Below are 16,177 nucleotides of genomic sequence, written 5' to 3'. Positions count from 1 at the left end.
ACGGCGATGAGCTTGCCGGTCCAGTCGAGCTTGGACATGACGATGAACAGGGGGACCACGCCGAGCTGGGTGGGTACGGCCATGGTGGCGATGATGAAGATCAGCAGGGGGCGTCGGCCGCGGAAGCGGAGCTTGGCGAAGGCGTAGCCGGCCAGGGTGGCGAAGAAGACCACGGAGGCTGAGGTGATCACGGCCACGATGATGGAGTTGGTCACTGCGGGCCAGAACTTGATGTCTGAGGTGACCACGCGGGTGAGGTTGTCCAGCAGGTTGGGTCCGGGGATGGGTGAGGGGATGGGGTTCTGGGCGATGGTGATGGGGTCGGAGGAGGCCAGCAGGATGGCGTAGTAGATGGGGTAGACCGAGATCGCCAGGACGATGCCCAGCAGGGTGTAGGTGATCGGTCCGGGTCGGCGGTTGACCCCGGCGGTGCGCAGGCCGCGTTTGCGGGCGGCGGCGCGTGCGGCGCCGGCTCCGGCGCTCTGGGCGATCATGGGCACGGACTGGCTCATCGGGCACCTCCGCGCAGGGTGGTCTTGGTGGTTTTGGTCTTGGTCTTGGTGGGTGGTGGGGCCCCGCCCGAGGCGATGCGTCGGGTGATGGCGAAGTTGATCAGTCCGATCACGATGATGATCAGGAACAGGATCCAGGCCACGGCCGCGGCTCTCCCGAAGCTCTTCTGGGCGCCCCAGCCCAGCTCGTAGAGGAACATCGTCACGGTCATCCACTGCCGGTCGGCTCCGCCCATGCCGAGCTGGTCGAACATGCGGGGCTCGTCGAAGATCTGCAGGCCGCCGATGGTGGAGGTGATGACCACGAAGATCACGGTGGGGCGCAGCATCGGGACGGTCACCGAGACGAACTGGCGCAGCCGGGAGGCGCCGTCGATGACCGCTGCCTCGTACAGGTCGCGGGGCACGGCTTGCATCGCGGCCAGGAAGATCAGGGTGTTGTACCCGGTCCAGCGGAAGTTGACCATCGTGGCGATGGCGATGTGGGAGGACAGCGGGTCGGCGTGCCAGCGCACCGGGCCGACCCCGACCTGACCCAGCAGGGTGTTGATCAGCCCGGCCTGGTCGGCGAAGAGCCGCGAGAAGATCAGTGCCACGGCCACCGGGGCCACCACGTAGGGCAGCAGCACCCCCATGCGCCAGAACGTGCGGGCCCGGATGTTGGCGTCCAGGATCGCGGCGATCACGATCGCGGCCAGGACCTGGGGCACCGAGGACAGCAAGAAGATCGAGAAGGTGTTGCGCAACGCGGTGGCGAACCTCGGCTGGGCGATCACGTCCAGGTAGTTCTGGGCCCCCACGAACGCCCCCTGACCCCCGATCAGGTGCCAGTCATGGACCGAGACGTAAGCGGTGTAGACCAACGGGAACAGCCCCACCACCGCAAACACGATGTAGAACGGGGAGATGTACAGGTACGGCGAGAGCTTGACATCCCACCGCCCCCGACGCTGACGCCACGAACCACCCTCAAGACCCCGCAAGGGGCCAGGGGTGCGCTCGGACCCGGGGTTGTGGGTCTCGGGGGGCAGACCGGTGGTGCTGAGGGTGGCCATCACGCGCTCCTGGCATCAGTCAAGGGACAGCGGTCAAGGACGAGCGGCGCCCCACCGGGGCGCCGGGCACCCACCGTGAACCCCACCCCCGGCTGGGCCACCGGGAAGGATCTCCCGGCGGCCCAGCACGAGGGGCTCAGGGCCCAGGCAAGGTGCGGTCGGGCTCAGCCCAGGCCGAGCTCGCTGTAGGCCTGGAGCGACTTGTCCCAGGAGGAGGCGATGTCGTCGGTGCCGTCCACGTCCACCCGGGTCAGCCCATCGGTGACCGTGGTGTGGATCGCGAAGTAGTTCGGACCCTTGAACGGGGTGGCCGTGATGGCCTCGGCCCGGTTGGTCAGGATTTGACCGGTCGGAGCGTTGTTGAAGAACTCGTTGGTCGCACCCAGCAGGTCATCCGAGGTCAGCGCCTCGACCTGGCTGGGGAAGTTCCCCGTGACCGCGAACGCCTTGATCTGCTGCTCAGGGGCCGTCAACCATGCCGCCAACGCCTTGGCCTCCTCGGGGTGAGCGCCCTGGGCCGGGACCGTCAAGAACGCCCCACCCCAGTTCCCGCCCCCACCGGGGAAGACATCAGCGATGTCCCAGCTCACACCCGCAGCATTGCCCTCGACGATCCCCAGCATCCACCCCGGGCAGGCCATCGTGGCAAACCCATCGGTCTGGAACGAAGCGAACCAGTCATCGCTCCACTGCGCCAGGTTCGCCGAGAGCCCGCGATCGACACTGGCCTCCAGGACGGTGACGAACAGGTCCTCGACCTCAGAGCCCTCCAGCCCCAGCGGGGTGCCGTCATCGGCCTCGTAGGCGTTCTCCAGCTGGTTGACCATCGCCTGGTAGGTCGCACCCGCCGAGTCGAACCACGCCGCGTCCGAGGCCCCCACGAAGTCCTCACCCACGCTGAAGTAGTTCTCCCAGTCACCCTCCAGCAGCTCGGCGACCTCCGCCCGATCGGTCGGCAGACCCGCCGCCTCGAACAGGTCCGGGCGGTAGCAGATCGCCTCAGGACCGCTGTCGGTGCCATACCCGAACAGCATCCCGTCCTCGGTGGTCGCCGAGTCGGTCTTCCAGTCCAGCCACCGACCCTCCACCTCAGGGTCGGACAGGTCCACGAACTTGTCCGGGAACTGCATCAGCTCGGTCAACCAGTCGACCTCCACCGCCTCCACATCCGCCAGACCTGACCCCGCGGCCAGACGCGTGTTGAGGTTGTCGCGCGCCTCGTTGGCCGTGGCGGCCTTCTTCTGCTCCACCACGATCCCGGGGTTGAGGTCCATGTACTCGGTCAACAGGTCCTCATACCCGAACTCGTTGAACGTCGCCACGGTCAGCGTGATCTCCTCACCACCACCACCGGCGTCCGACCCACCCGGCTCAGGAGAGTCCCCCTCACCCGCATCACCACTACACCCAGCAGCAACCAAAGCGATCCCCGCGATACCCGCAGTGACCGCCAACCGCGACCTGGAAGTACGCACCTGTGACTCCTTCGTCGTCGAGCAGCACCGATGCCACCCGTCCCAAGCCACCAGAACCTGGCAGCCGTGCTCTCATGCCCTGCGTGCAGTGCGATGGACGCGCTCCCACGCGGGAACGCTCCCACGGTAGCGCCAGATGAGCACGGTCGGAAACGAGACTCGCATCACGATGCGGTCACGATCGCGCGACAAGTGATCCAGGTCACTGTCACCGGTGGACACGCATCCACGCCGAGGACACCTCGGTACCGCACTCCCCCGGAGCCCGCGCCGTCGGCCGGTTCGAGCTCGGGCCCGCTCGCCAGGTAGCCTGGACGGTCGTGGCAGCCACCGACTTCGCATCCGAGATCAGCGCCCTGCGCAGCACCCTGGGCACCATCCGCGCGGTGACCGACCCCGAGGCCCTGCGCACCCGGATCGCCGAGCTCTCCGACCAGGCCTCGTCGCCCGACCTGTGGGACGACACCGACGCCGCGCAGAAGGTCACCTCCGCGCTCTCCCACGCGCAGTCCGACCTCGAGCGCATCGAGACCTTCGAGCAGCGCATCGAGGACCTCGAGACCCTCGTGGAGATGGCGACCGAGGAGGATGACGCCGAGACCCTCGCGGACGCCGAGAAGGAGCTCGCGGTGCTGCGCAAGGACCTGGGTGGTCTGGAGGTGCGCACCCTGCTGTCCGGCGAGTACGACCAGCGCGAGGCGGTCGTCACGATCCGCGCCGGGGCGGGCGGCGTGGATGCTGCGGACTTCGCCCAGATGCTCCTGCGCATGTACCTGCGGTGGGCCGAGCGCCACGGCTACCCCACCGCGGTCCTGGACACCTCCTACGCCGAGGAGGCCGGGCTCAAGTCCGCGACCTTCGAGATCAAGGTGCCCTACGCCTTCGGCAACCTCTCGGTCGAGGCCGGCACCCACCGACTGGTCCGCATCTCCCCCTTCGACAACCAGGGCCGCCGGCAGACCTCCTTCGCGGCGGTCGAGGTGATCCCGCTCATCGAGCAGACCGACTCGGTGGAGATCCCCGAGAACGAGATCAAGGTCGACGTCTTCCGGTCCTCCGGTCCGGGCGGCCAGTCGGTCAACACCACCGACTCGGCCGTGCGGATGACGCACATCCCGACCGGGATCGTGGTCTCGATGCAGAACGAGAAGTCGCAGATCCAGAACCGCGCCGCCGCGCTGCGTGTCCTGCAGTCCCGGCTCCTCCTCCAGCGCCAGGCCGAGGAGGCTGCCTCGAAGAAGGCCATGGCCGGTGACGTCAAGGCCAGCTGGGGCGACCAGATGCGCTCGTACGTGCTCCAGCCCTACCAGATGGTCAAGGACCTGAGGACCGAGCACGAGGTCAACAACCCCTCTGCGGTCTTCGACGGGGAGATCGACGACTTCATCGAGGCCGGCATCCGCTGGCGCCGTGGTGCGGGGACGCAGAGCTGATCTCCCCCGCACCGCCCCCGAGACCGGGACGAACCGGACCAACCTCGCTCATCCTCGGCAGCGGCGGGCAGACGGACAGGTCCACGCGGCGTGTCCCGGCCATCGCTCGCGGTGGGCCTGCTTAGGCTCGAAACGCCCTGCGCGCCGGACTCAGTCCGACGCCGAGCGACCCTGCCCCCCGTCCCCGAGCCTGGCCGGAACCCTGTGATCCGATTCGAGAACGTGACCAAGGTCTATGCCCGTGGCGCCCGTCCGGCGCTCGACGGCATCGACCTCGAGGTCGAGCGCGGGGAGTTCGTCTTCCTGGTCGGCTCCTCCGGCTCGGGGAAGTCGACCTTCCTACGTCTGGTGATGCGCGAGGAGAGACCCACCGCAGGCCGGGTCTTCGTCGCGGGCCAGGACCTGTCGACCCTCTCGACGTGGAAGGTGCCGCACCTGCGCCGCCAGATGGGTGCGGTGTTCCAGGACTTCCGGCTGCTGCCGAACAAGACGGTCTTCGAGAACGTCGCCTTCGCGCTGCAGGTGATCGGCAAGCCACGGCACCACATCATGACCACGGTGCCCGACACCTTGGAGCTCGTCGGCCTGGGTGGCAAGGAGAAGCGTCGCCCGCACGAGCTGTCCGGAGGTGAGCAGCAGCGCGTCGCCATCGCGCGGGCCTTCGTCAACCGGCCCTCGATCCTGCTGGCCGACGAGCCCACCGGGAACCTCGACCCGACCACCTCCGTGGGGATCATGCGCCTGCTCGACCGGATCAACCGCACGGGGACCACCGTGGTCATGGCCACCCACGACGACGAGATCGTCGACCAGATGCGCAAGCGCGTGGTCGAGCTGGTCGACGGCGAGATGGTGCGCGACCAGGCCCGCGGCGTCTACGGCTCCGAGCGCTGAGGGGCGACATGAGACTCCAGTTCATCCTCTCCGAGATCGGCCTCGGCCTGCGCCGCAACCTCTCGATGACTATCTCGGTCATCCTGGTCACCTTCGTGTCCTTGACCTTCGTCGGAGCGGCCGCGCTGCTCCAGCTCCAGATCAACGAGATGAAGGACGACTGGTACGACCGCGTCGAGGTCTCGATCTTCCTGTGCCCCTCGGAGTCCGACGCACCCACCTGCGCGGGAGGTGAGGTGACCGCGGACCAGCGGGACGCGATCCTCACCGAGCTCGAGTCCGAGGCGCTCGCGGAGTACGTCGACGAGGTCTTCGTCGAGACCAAGGAGGACGCCTACGAGGCCTTCCAGGAGCGCTTCGAGGGCGAGTGGTGGGCCCAGGGGGTCACCGCCGACCAGCTGCAGGCCTCCTACCGGGTCGCCCTGGTGGACCCCGAGCAGTACCAGGTGGTCTCCGACGTCTTCACCGGCCGTCAGGGTGTCGAGGAGGTCAGAGACCAGCGGGAGGTGATCGAGCCGCTGATCCTGGTGCTCAACCGCGCGACCTTGCTCTCGGTGGGCCTCGCGGCGGTCATGCTGCTCGCCGCTGTGCTGCTGATCACCACCACGATCCGGCTGTCCGCCCTCAGCCGTCGCCGGGAGACGGGCATCATGCGCCTGGTCGGTGCGTCCAACCTGTTCATCCAGCTGCCGTTCATGCTCGAGGGCGCGATCGCCGCGACCATCGGGGCCGCGCTGTCCGTGGGTGGCCTGTGGTTCGGCGTCCGCTACCTCGTCGAGGACTGGCTCGCCCAGACCGTGCGGTTCATCCCGTACGTGGGGACCGATGCCGTGTGGACCATCGCACCGGTCCTGATCGTGGTCGCGATCGGTCTCGCCGCGATCTCCTCCGTGGTCACCCTGAGCCGATATACGAAGGTCTGAGGCCCATGTCGATGACGCCCCGCACGCTACGTACCGTCCTGGTCGCCTCCCTGAGCACCCTCGTCCTGGGCGCCACGGTCGCGATCCCTGCTCTGGCGACCGACTACGGCTCGCAGCGTGACGAGACCGAGCGTCGGCAGCAGGCCAACGAGCGCGCGATGGAAGAGCTCCAGGCCGACCTCGAGGACACCGACGCCGAGCTGCTGGCCGCCCAGGCTGCCCTCGACGGCATCCTGGCCCGCATCCCGGTCGCCCAGGCCGAGCTCGCCGCTGCCGAGCAGCTGCTCGAGCAGCTCCAGCGCGAGGCCGCCATCATCGCCGACCGGCTCGAGGTCGCCGAGGGCGAGGAGACCCTCATCACCGGGCAGATCGCCGGGGACGAGGAGCGTGCAGGACTGATCAAGAACTCGATCGGCCAGATGGCGCGCGACGCCTACAAGGGGGACATGGCGACCTCGTCCCTCGCGGCCGTGCTGGACTCGCAGAGCACCGACGAGTTCGTCGAGCAGACGGCGCTGGCCTCGACCGCCCTGCGCACCCAGACACGCGCGCTGCGCGACCTGGAGCAGATCAACGGGGTGAACCGCAACCGCCAGGCCCGCCTGGCCGCGGTGCGTGACCAGATCGTCGGGCTCAAGGCCGAGGCGGACGCCAAGGTCGTCGAGGCGCAGGCCGCCCGCGCGGAGGCCGAGGCCCGCACCGTCGAGCTCGAGGAGCTGCGTGAGCAGCAACAGCTGCGCACCCGCCAGATCGAGAGCCAGCGTGCCGATCAGCTGGCCCGTCAGGCCCAGCTCGAGCAGCAGCAGGCGGCCCTGGCGGACGAGCTCGCTGCCATCATCCGCAAGCAGGACGAGGAGCGCCGGCGGCAGGCCGAGGCGGCAGCAGCAGCGGCGAAGGCCGCCGCCGAGCAGGCCGCACGGGAGGCTGCCGCTGCCGGGCGTCCGGCCCCTCCCGCGCCTGCGCCTGCGCCGGGTCTGCCTCCTGCGCAGAACCCCGGCCGCGTGCTCGCCTACCCGAGCCCGATGAACCCGCCGGTCATCACCTCGCACTACGGGTGGCGGGTGCACCCCGTCTACGGCTACCGCAAGCTGCACGCGGGAACGGACTTCCGTGCGTACTGCGGCACGGAGATCATCGCCTCGGCTGCCGGCACCGTGGAGTGGGCCTACTACCGCGGCGGGTTCGGCAACCAGGTCATGCTCAACCACGGATACCACAACGGCAGCTCGCTCATGACGAGCTACAACCACCTCTCACGGTTCGCGGTGAGCGCCGGGCAGCAGGTGTCCAAGGGTCAGGTCGTCGGCTACTCGGGGACCACAGGAACGTCGACCGCCTGCCACCTGCACTTCGAGGTCTACATCAACGGTGCCACCCAGAACCCGATGAACTACCTGTGACCTGCGCCTGCCGCCGATAATGATCGGGCTCCGTGGTGGCTCGACCCCGTAGCCTGGGGTCATGGCCAAGGAGAGCGGACGCAAGGTCGTCGCGAACAACAAGAAGGCGCGCTACGACTTCCACATCGACGACACCTTCGAGGCCGGCCTGGTCCTGACGGGCACCGAGGTCAAGGCGCTCCGCGCCGGCCGGGCCTCACTCGTCGACGGCTACGCGAGCGTCGAGCGCGGTGAGGCGTGGCTCGAGAACGTCCACATCCCCGAGTACACCGAGGGGACCTGGACCAACCACACTCCACGACGCAAGCGCAAGCTGCTGCTGCACAAGCACGAGATCGAAGAGCTGGACCACGAGTCACAGGCCAAGGGCCGCACGATCATCCCCCTGTCGCTGTACTTCGTCGACGGCCGTGCGAAGGTCGAGATCGCGTTGGCCCGAGGCAAGAAGGAGTACGACAAGCGCCAGACGCTGCGCGAGAAGCAGGACGACCGTGAGGCCCAGGCCGCGATGAGCCTGCGCAAGAACCGGTGAGCGACCCGACCGACCGCAGTCGCCGTCCGGCCGCTCGGCGCACGCTGACCCGCGCTGCGCTGGCCCTGGGTGGCGTGCTCGGGGCCGCCCTCGCCCTCGCCGTCCCCGCCGCGGCGGAGGACGGGGTGGATACCGTCGTGCGGTACTCCCAGACCATCGAGCTCGCGGCGGACGGCACGGCCGATGTCGTCCTGGACCTGGACATGGACTTCGGCGAGTCCCCGAACCACGGGCCCTACCTGACCTACGTCGTCAAGCAGCGCCACGACGACACCCAGGACCGTATCTACCGCTTCCGCGACGTCCGTGCGACGAGCGAGACGGCGGCCGCCGACGTCCACCTCGAGGAGAACGAGGGCTGGGTCGAGATCAGGATCGGCGACGAGGACAGCAAGGACGTCACCGGGGTGCACTCCTACCGGGTCACGTACACGGTCGAAGGGTGGGTCAACGCCGCGGGGGCCTTCGACCTGCGCGCGGACGAGCTGTACCTCAACGTCATCGGTGACCACTGGGTCGTCCCCATGAACGACGTGAGCGTCCAGGTCACGGGGCCCGCCGAGGTCACCGGCGCCGAGTGCTTCGCCGGGTCGCAGGAGGAGTGCACCACCGTCGCTCACGAGGGCACGACAGCCTCCTTCGAGCAGGCCACCCTCAGCCCTGGCGAGCAGCTCACGGTGCTCGCCCAGTTCCCCGCCGGTACCTTCGCGGGCGCCGAGCCGATCCTTCAGGACCGCTGGAGCCCGGGCCGGGCCTTCGCGCTGACCCCTGGTACGAGCAGCGCCGCGGCCGCGGTCGCCCTGGGCGGTGGGCTGCTCGTGGTGACCCGGATGCGGCGCCGTGGGCAGGACGAGCAGCACCTGGGGCTGACCCCGGGCCTGATGCCGGCCGAGGGTCAGGAGCACGCCGTCGGCGCCCGACGGCATGGCTCGCCCACCGTCCGCTTCACCCCGCCCGAGGGCTTCCGACCCGGCCAGATCGGGACGCTGGTCGACGAGCGCGCCGACCCTCACGACGTGACCGCCACGATCATCGACCTCGCGGTGCGCGGCTGGCTCAGCATCGAGCGGACCACCGCCCCTGACGACTCGGACGAGGACGACGACTGGGTGCTGCACCGCTCGGACCGGTCTCCCGATCAGCTCCTGGGCTACGAGCGGGCGCTGCTCGACGAGCTCTTCGAGGGACGCACCTCGGTTCGCCTGTCGGAGCTGCGGACCACGTTCTCGGGCTCGATGACCTCGCTCCAGACCGCCCTGTACGAGGACGTGACCGAGCGCGGATGGTTCCGCGGCAACCCGCAGACCCTGCGCAACCGCTGGGCCGGCCGGGGCATCCTGCTGTTCGTGGCAGGGGTGGCGTTGACAGTCGTCCTGGCGATCTGGACCTCGTGGGCGCTGGTGGGTGTGGCGGTCGTCGTTCTCGGCGTCGTGCTCACGTCGATGTCCGGGACGGCCCCGGCGCGCACCGCGGACGGCTCGGCGATCCTCGCCCAGGCCGAGGGCTTCCGCCTGTACCTCGAGACCGCCGAAGGCGACCAGCTGCGCTTCGAGGAGGGCGAGGACCTGTTCAGCCGTTACCTGCCCTACGCCGTGGCCTTCGGGATCACCGAGCGGTGGGCACAGGTCTTCGCGGACCTCGCCGCCCAGGGACGCGCCATGGTCGAGCCCGCCTGGTACACCGCCCCCGGGTACGCCCACGGGGCCTTCTGGGCCCACGGGGCCACCCTGGGCCACGAGCTGTCGAGCTTCACGAGCCTCGCCGACACCTCGCTGACCGCCCCCACCCCCGGCTCATCAGGCTCTTCCGGCGGTGGTGGGTTCAGCGGTGGCGGGGTCGGTGGTGGCGGAGGCGGGAGCTGGTGAGGGCCGGTAGCGTTCGATCCGTGGCCCTCGCCGCACCCCCTACCCGATCCACAGGAGTTCGACATGACGCACCTGCCCACCGTTGCTCTCGGACGCACCGACATGGCGATCACCCGGGTCGGCCTGGGCGCCTGGGCGATCGGTGGCGGTGACTGGGCGTTCGCCTGGGGCCCGCAGGACGACGACGCATCGGTGGCCGCCATCCGCCACGCGGTCGAGCAGGGCATCAACTGGATCGACACGGCACCGGTCTACGGCCTGGGACACTCCGAGGACGTCGTCCGCCGCGCGCTGGCCGACCTGCCCGAGGCCGACCGGCCCTACGTCTTCACGAAGAGCGGACTGGTCTGGGACGAGTCCGACCGCAACTCCAAGGCCCGGCGGGTCGGGGCCCCCGACTCGCTGCGCCGCGAGGTCGAGGCGTCGCTGACCCGGCTGGGCGTCGAGCGAATCGACCTGTGGCAGATGCACTGGCCCGCCGAGGACGGCACGCCCATCGAGGAGTACTGGCAGGTCTTCTGCGACCTGCGCGCCGAGGGCAAGATCCGTGCCGCGGGCCTGTCCAACCACGGCGTGGCCCAGCTCGAGGCCGCCGAGGCGGTCGGGCACGTGGACACCCTGCAGCCGCCGTTCTCGGCGATCCGTCGTGACGCCGCGGCCGACGTCCTGCCCTGGTGCGAGGAGCACGGGACGGGAGTCATCGTGTACAGCCCGATGGGTTCGGGCCTGCTCACCGGGGCATTCACCGCTGAGCGCGTCGCTGCACTCCCCCAGGACGACTGGCGCCGCAGCGCCCCGGCCTTCACGACCGACCTCGAGGACAACCTCGCGGTGGCGGACGCCGTCGCGCGGGTCGCCGAGCGCCACGACGTCCCCACCCCCGCCGCAGCGGTCGCCTGGGCACTGGGCGTCCCGGGGGTCACCGGCGCGATCGTGGGGGCACGCACCCCTGAGCAGGTCGACGGCTGGCTGCCGGCGGCGAGCCTCGAGCTGAGCCGTGAGGACCTCGCGGAGATCGCACCGCTCGGCTGACCGAGTCCGCGGGTCGGCTCGCAGTGGTCCGAAGGGCACTGGTCTTCGGACCACGGGTGGGGGAAGGTGGACCCGTGAACGACACCGAGCTCGCGCAGCGCATCGTCGACCTGATCGGCGGTCCGACGAACGTCGTCCGCCTGTCCCACTGCGCGTCACGCCTCCGCTTCGAGCTGCGGGACGACTCGGCGTGCATGGTGGCGGCACTCGAGGCGATGTCCGAGGTGGTGATGGTGGCGCGGCAGCCCGGCCAGGTGCAGGTCGCCCTGCACACCGGCGCCCTGGGGGTCCATGCCGAGATCATGGGGCTGGTTGCCACCTGAGACTCGCTCGTGCCCCGCCGTGGGCGCTGCGAGACGGAATACCGGCGACCGCGGCGCCGTTGTCGCGTAGGATTGACCTGCTCGACCGTCGGGGCTCGCCCCGGGTGCCGGGTGGTTGACAACTGCACAGGGGGTGATCGGTTTCGACGATGGTTGTCGAACCAGGAGAAGCGGGCCGAGGATGCAGGGTTATCTCGTAAACGCTCCTTGCAAACCAATAGGTGCCGATTCCAAGCGCACCGACTTCGCACTCGCCGCCTGAGCGAGTCTTCGAAGTCCGTCAGTCCGAGTTCGCTCTCGCCTCGGTAGCTGGCGTCATCTAGAGAGCCACTGCTCGTCGTTCATGTCACGGGGACGGCGGGGACACTCACGTGACTGAGCCCGTCAGCGACTTGTCTGCGTGATCGCTGGGGCCGAGAAAATCATTAGCAGACTGCGCCCGGAGAAGTACTGGTTCACTGCTGTCGGACGCGGGTTCGATTCCCGCCACCTCCACGTGTCTGACCTGCGGAAACGCACGTCATGTTGACAGGAGGGTAGTCATCCGTTGACGCGGAGGGCTACCTTTTCTGTTTGTGGCCAGCATTCGCGAGCGTCGACGGGCCGACGGGACCCGATCCTTCGCCGTGCTGTGGCGCGATCCGGACACCGGACGCCAGACCTCCCTGACCTACGACGACGAGCGCGCCGCTCGGGTGTCGCGCGAGCTGATCGAGGCGGCCGGCGGGCATGCCGATGAAGCAGCGCGAATCGCTGAGGCAGTTCGGACGCCCGGGCCGACCGTCGAGGCCGCGGTGACCGAGCACATCGACCTGCTCACCGGCGTCGGGCCGGACACTCGCTCGCACTACCGCGGACAGCTCCGGACCCATATCGCCCCGTGCTCGGCCCCTACCCCGTCGCCGCGATCACCTACCGGCACGTCGCCGGCTGGGTCCGGGCGATGAGCGACAAGGGCCTGTCCCCCAAGACGATCGCGAACGTCCACGGGCTGCTGTCCGCGGCGATGACGACGGCGGTGCGACTCGGGTACCGGGCCGACAACCCGTGCGTTGGCGTCGAGCTGCCCACGTCGGTGGCGACGCATGACGAGATGACCGTCCTGACGCGCGACGAGTTCGCGCTGCTGCTCGAGAAGGTGCCCGCGTTCTACCAACCACTCGTGCTCACGCTCGTGGCGACCGGGCTGCGGTGGGGTGAGGCGACGGCTCTCACGGCCTGTGACGTCGACCTGTCGGCGCGTCCGGCGACGATCCGGGTGACCAAGGCCTGGAAGCGCGACGCCGACCGGCGCTGGTACGTCGGGCCACCGAAGACCAAGCGCGCGCGGCGGACGGTGTCCTTGCCTGACGACCTGGTCGACGTGCTGCTGCCGCTCGTCGCCGGAAAGGGGCGTGACGCACTGCTGTTCACCAACACCGTCGGGTCCCAGCTGTCCTCGTCGCGGTTCTGGATGACGACCTGGACGCCGGCGCTCGACGCTGCGTGCGACCCGCGTCAGGCTGACGGGACGCCTGACGCGGACGCGCCACGCCTGACGAAGAGGCCGCGCGTGCACGACCTCCGGCACACGCACGCGTCATGGATGATCGCTGCCGGGACCGACCTGTTCGTTCTCCAGCGTCGGCTCGGACACGAGTCGATCACCACGACGACCGAGACGTACGCCCACCTGCTGCCGGATCAGCAGCGGGCTGCGGCGGACGCCGCGGGCAGGGCGATGGCCGGCCTCGCCTTCGCGCGCGACGATGGTCTTCGTGATGGGTGACGACGCGCGGGACCTTCCCTCGGAGGTGGCGCGGGAAGACCCAGCCTTGCTGCGCCCGAACCGCGACGCGGCCGACACGTCCCCTGACCCCGAGAAGGCGACGTCGGCGATGCCCGGCCTCGCCAGGCAAGCGGTCGGTGCGATGTCGCCTCCAGCCGATGTCGGGGCTCTCGTCTGCGCTGCTCTCAACGAGGTGATGGAGGGCATCGGCTTTGCGCCCGCTCAGCTCGGCCCCGACCCCGACGGCTTGGTGTCGGCGATCTTCTGCACCGGCAACAACGCTCTCCTGGCGGCCTACCCGGGCTTGCCTGTTCCGGTCTACCCCGACGCCCGTGCCTGTTCGGACTTCACCGTCGCGATCGGTGCCGGGCGCGACGCCCGTCTCGTCGAGGCTCGCCTTGAGGGAGAAGATCTGGAGAGGTTGGTTGTCGCGGTCGGACGGGATGACCTGCTCCCGGCTGCAAGCGCGCTGGACCAGATGCTTCTCGAGGACGCGTTGTCCGATCTCGCGGTCTTGATCGGTGAGGTCTTCGCGACGGCAGCCGCAGCTCGCTGTCCATGACGCGCACCCGCTCATCCGGCGGGAACGCCGCAGCCGGTGCCTTCACGTCCGGATTCCGCCCCTCGTGTTCCAGCATCGACTCGTCGATCACCACGACGACCGAGACGTACGCGCACCTGATGCCTGTCGAGCAACGTGCGGTCGCCGAAGCGGCCCTGCGGGCGCTCGGTGGGCTCTTTGCGTCCAGTCGTGCCGCAGCCGGCTTCGGAGCCGTGAGCGGTCGCCTTCCCATCCTCGCGCCCCGTCCAGCGAGACTGTGGACAATCACTATGCAGTTCTTAGTCCTCCTGACTAAACCCTGCATGGTGAACACCGAGCGGGAAGTCCGTCGGCTCCTCGCTCGCGCACCCATGCGAACGGTGCGCGCGGCGAACCTCGTCGGCCTCTATGCCCACCCCGGGCCCGAGCTTGCGATCCTCCATCGTCGGGGCGTGGTGCACCGTCTCGCGCACGGCATCTACTGTGCAGTCCCGGTCGAGCACACCGGTGGCAGCTGGCGCCCCACGCTCGAAGCCGCGACAGCCGCCGTCGCGACGGTCCTGTACGGCGATCGGGTCCCCGTCCTGACCGGACTCACTGCTGCCCGCATGCATCGTGCCCTCCCCCGCGCGATCGGAGTCGGCTACGTCGCCGTCCCCACCCAGCGCCGACCGCTCCGACTTGCCGATCGCGACGGCGAGGTCCGCTTCGTGACGCGTGCGGTCGCCAACCTCGACGCAGTCGCGATGGCAACGGAGCTCGGTCAGGCCCTGGTCACGACGCCCGAGCAGACGGTGCTCGACCTCGCGCGCGCTGACCCCCGGGCTGAGGACCTGGACGCCCAGGAGGCGATCGACGCCCTGTGGCCCGAATGCGACCCGGGCGTCCTCGAGGAGATCGCCGGACGCCAGCGGATGCGAACCACCTACGAACGCGTCGCGGAGAACCGATGACCGCCAGCCGGTACGACGGGTGGGCGACCGTCGCCGAGCAGTTCGGCGTCGACATCGAACAAGTGCGCCGTGACCACCTGATCTCGCACATGCTCGCTGCCATCGCGGCCGACGTGCCCACCGACGACGTCGTCTTCTTCGGCGGCACCGCACTCTCGCGCACCCACCTGACGGACGCGCGGCTCAGCGAGGACATCGACCTCATTGCGCTCGCTCCACGTACTGACGTTGCCGTACGGATCGAGGCTGCCCTTTGGCGGGGCCTGGCCCGCAGCCACGGCCGCCCCACCTCGTCAGGGGCGAGGGCTACCTCTGGCCCACCGAGGTCCACGAGTTCCCCGACGCTGCGCACCCACATCGCTGACCCCATCTGCATTGGTTGCCGCACCCACATGGGTGGTCCCCGTTGACGGCTGGGCGCCAGGGAGGCGCGTCGACCGGATCTGCCGATGACCGCTCGCAGCGGCGCGTGCGACCAGACGCGCACACTCGTTTTACACTTGCGCAAGTGGAAAGTGCCCGATGTACTTGCCAGCATGGAAAACGCTCAGGACGCCCTGCGGGACATCGATCGGGCTGCCGCTGCCCCCTTCGTGAACGATCCCGTGACCGCGTGGTGGTACCCACCGACGATGGCGGGCTTCTTCACCGCGATGGCGGCGGGACCTCTGCTCATCAGCCAGGGGCGCGGTGCAGCGGGGTTCGGCCTGCAAGCCGTGGCGCTCATCACCTTGGTGATGGTCTACGCCGCCCACCGGGCCAAGTCGGGCACTTCACCGAGGATGAGGTCGGCACCTGACGAGTTCAAGCACGCGTACCGCTGGCTTTGCCTGACGTACGCCGGATCCTTGGCGGTCAGCGTGGTGGTGTGGGTGCTTCTGGGGTGGCAGGTGGGGCTGAGCGCCGTCTTCGTGACGATGCTGGCCGCGACCTGGAGCTATGAGCGGGTCGTGTATCCCCGCGCTGTCCACCGAGTCCGAAACCGGCTGGCGTGAGCTCGCCCCTGACCGACCTGGACGCGGTCATCCACGCTCCTAAGCGGTTGGCGGCGATGGCTGTTCTCGCTGCCAGCAGCGGCACTGACTTCGTCTTCCTGCGTGACCACCTCCAGCTCTCGGACTCAGATCTGTCCAAGCAGATGTCGGCGCTACGAGCCGCCGGCTACGTCTCGGTGAGCAAGTCCGGACACGGCCGAGGGAGCACGACGACCTACACGATCACGCGAACCGGCCGCGCGGCGTATCGCCGGCACCGTCAGGCGCTCGAGGCCCTCTTGCACGGGGAGCGCTCCTGAAGCCGAGGCACATCTTCGCGGGGCAGCTACTGGTCATGCCTCTGTCCGGTGCACCGGCCGGTGACCGCTCATGCCGCCGTCCGTGCGTCTGCCAATGTGCGCGAACAGCTCAACCCGGTCCAAGACGGCCACCGCGACGCGCAGGCCGACCCCCTCTGGAACCCGCTCCTTTTTCGT

The 16,177-nt window shown here is 69.2% G+C and carries 17 protein-coding genes and 1 other RNA gene; 15 read left to right on the top strand and 3 right to left on the bottom strand.

The genetic code is table 11. The annotated features are described in order from the left end of the window. The 3 genes from M1R94_RS16200 to M1R94_RS16190 form a co-directional block, all read right to left on the bottom strand. Positions 1-512 (bottom strand): ABC transporter permease family protein (locus tag M1R94_RS16200; RefSeq protein WP_465245966.1); only part of this gene is annotated, 512 nt, incomplete at its 3' end. Further along, entirely contained in the window at positions 509-1,567 is a 1,059-nt protein-coding gene (locus M1R94_RS16195; protein WP_249382755.1) for a carbohydrate ABC transporter permease, read from the bottom strand. The genes M1R94_RS16200 and M1R94_RS16195, both read right to left, overlap by 4 nt. Positions 1,568-1,731: 164 nt before the next feature. Then, complete coding sequence (locus M1R94_RS16190) at positions 1,732-3,042, bottom strand: ABC transporter substrate-binding protein (RefSeq protein WP_249382754.1); 1,311 nt, start codon at positions 3,040-3,042, stop codon at positions 1,732-1,734. Positions 3,043-3,362: 320 nt separating this feature from the next. On the opposite strand from M1R94_RS16190, the gene prfB reads away from it, so the two are divergent. The 15 genes from prfB (at position 3,363) to M1R94_RS16115 (ending at position 16,000) form a co-directional block, all read left to right on the top strand. Continuing rightward, positions 3,363-4,475, top strand: coding sequence for a peptide chain release factor 2 (gene prfB / locus M1R94_RS16185; protein ID WP_249382753.1), 1,113 nt, complete (start codon positions 3,363-3,365; stop codon positions 4,473-4,475). Positions 4,476-4,679: 204 nt separating this feature from the next. After that, positions 4,680-5,369, top strand: a complete 690-nt coding sequence (gene ftsE / locus M1R94_RS16180) for a cell division ATP-binding protein FtsE (RefSeq protein WP_249382752.1) — start codon at positions 4,680-4,682, stop codon at positions 5,367-5,369. An 8-nt stretch (positions 5,370-5,377) separates the two neighbouring features. Then, positions 5,378-6,292: a permease-like cell division protein FtsX gene (gene ftsX / locus M1R94_RS16175; protein ID WP_249382751.1), complete on the top strand. Its 915-nt coding sequence runs from the start codon at positions 5,378-5,380 to the stop codon at positions 6,290-6,292. Between the two features lie 5 nt (positions 6,293-6,297). After that, complete coding sequence (locus M1R94_RS16170; RefSeq protein WP_249382750.1) at positions 6,298-7,692, top strand: M23 family metallopeptidase; 1,395 nt, start codon at positions 6,298-6,300, stop codon at positions 7,690-7,692. 61 nt (positions 7,693-7,753) lie between these two features. Then, positions 7,754-8,224: an SsrA-binding protein SmpB gene (gene smpB / locus M1R94_RS16165; RefSeq protein ID WP_249382749.1), complete on the top strand. Its 471-nt coding sequence runs from the start codon at positions 7,754-7,756 to the stop codon at positions 8,222-8,224. Further along, positions 8,221-10,089 (top strand): DUF2207 domain-containing protein, encoded by a 1,869-nt coding sequence (locus M1R94_RS16160; protein WP_249382748.1) that lies wholly within the window; start codon positions 8,221-8,223, stop codon positions 10,087-10,089. Before smpB ends, M1R94_RS16160 begins: the two co-directional genes overlap by 4 nt. A 63-nt stretch (positions 10,090-10,152) precedes the next feature. Then, the gene (locus tag M1R94_RS16155; RefSeq protein ID WP_249382747.1) at positions 10,153-11,121 is read left to right on the top strand and encodes an aldo/keto reductase; all 969 of its coding nucleotides are present in this window, start codon (positions 10,153-10,155) and stop codon (positions 11,119-11,121) included. 74 nt (positions 11,122-11,195) lie between these two features. Next, positions 11,196-11,444 (top strand): PTS sugar transporter subunit IIB, encoded by a 249-nt coding sequence (locus M1R94_RS16150; protein WP_249382746.1) that lies wholly within the window; start codon positions 11,196-11,198, stop codon positions 11,442-11,444. A gap of 129 nt (positions 11,445-11,573) precedes the next feature. After that, positions 11,574-11,942, top strand: a transfer-messenger RNA (tmRNA) gene (ssrA, locus tag M1R94_RS16145). Positions 11,943-12,324: 382 nt separating this feature from the next. Continuing rightward, positions 12,325-13,212 (top strand): tyrosine-type recombinase/integrase, encoded by an 888-nt coding sequence (locus tag M1R94_RS16140; protein WP_249382745.1) that lies wholly within the window; start codon positions 12,325-12,327, stop codon positions 13,210-13,212. Continuing rightward, positions 13,202-13,774 (top strand): hypothetical protein, encoded by a 573-nt coding sequence (locus M1R94_RS16135; protein ID WP_249382744.1) that lies wholly within the window; start codon positions 13,202-13,204, stop codon positions 13,772-13,774. Before M1R94_RS16140 ends, M1R94_RS16135 begins: the two co-directional genes overlap by 11 nt. A 431-nt stretch (positions 13,775-14,205) precedes the next feature. Next, positions 14,206-14,706: a type IV toxin-antitoxin system AbiEi family antitoxin gene (locus M1R94_RS16130; protein WP_249382743.1), complete on the top strand. Its 501-nt coding sequence runs from the start codon at positions 14,206-14,208 to the stop codon at positions 14,704-14,706. Beyond that, positions 14,703-15,116 carry a nucleotidyl transferase AbiEii/AbiGii toxin family protein gene (locus M1R94_RS16125; protein ID WP_249382742.1) on the top strand — a complete coding sequence of 138 codons (414 nt, stop codon included), beginning with the start codon at positions 14,703-14,705 and terminating at the stop codon, positions 15,114-15,116. The genes M1R94_RS16130 and M1R94_RS16125 overlap by 4 nt, the downstream gene beginning before the upstream one ends. Before the next feature lie 39 nt (positions 15,117-15,155). Then, positions 15,156-15,701, top strand: coding sequence for a hypothetical protein (locus tag M1R94_RS16120; RefSeq protein WP_249382741.1), 546 nt, complete (start codon positions 15,156-15,158; stop codon positions 15,699-15,701). Beyond that, positions 15,698-16,000 carry a transcriptional regulator gene (locus M1R94_RS16115; protein ID WP_249382740.1) on the top strand — a complete coding sequence of 101 codons (303 nt, stop codon included), beginning with the start codon at positions 15,698-15,700 and terminating at the stop codon, positions 15,998-16,000. Before M1R94_RS16120 ends, M1R94_RS16115 begins: the two co-directional genes overlap by 4 nt. Positions 16,001-16,177 lie beyond the last annotated feature (177 nt).

The sequence above is a fragment of the Actinotalea alkalitolerans genome, assembly GCF_023369855.1.
In the GTDB taxonomy this organism is placed as follows: domain Bacteria; phylum Actinomycetota; class Actinomycetes; order Actinomycetales; family Cellulomonadaceae; genus Actinotalea.
Note: the sequence above shows the minus strand (reverse complement) of the source record. Positions and strands in the feature narration are given on the sequence as shown.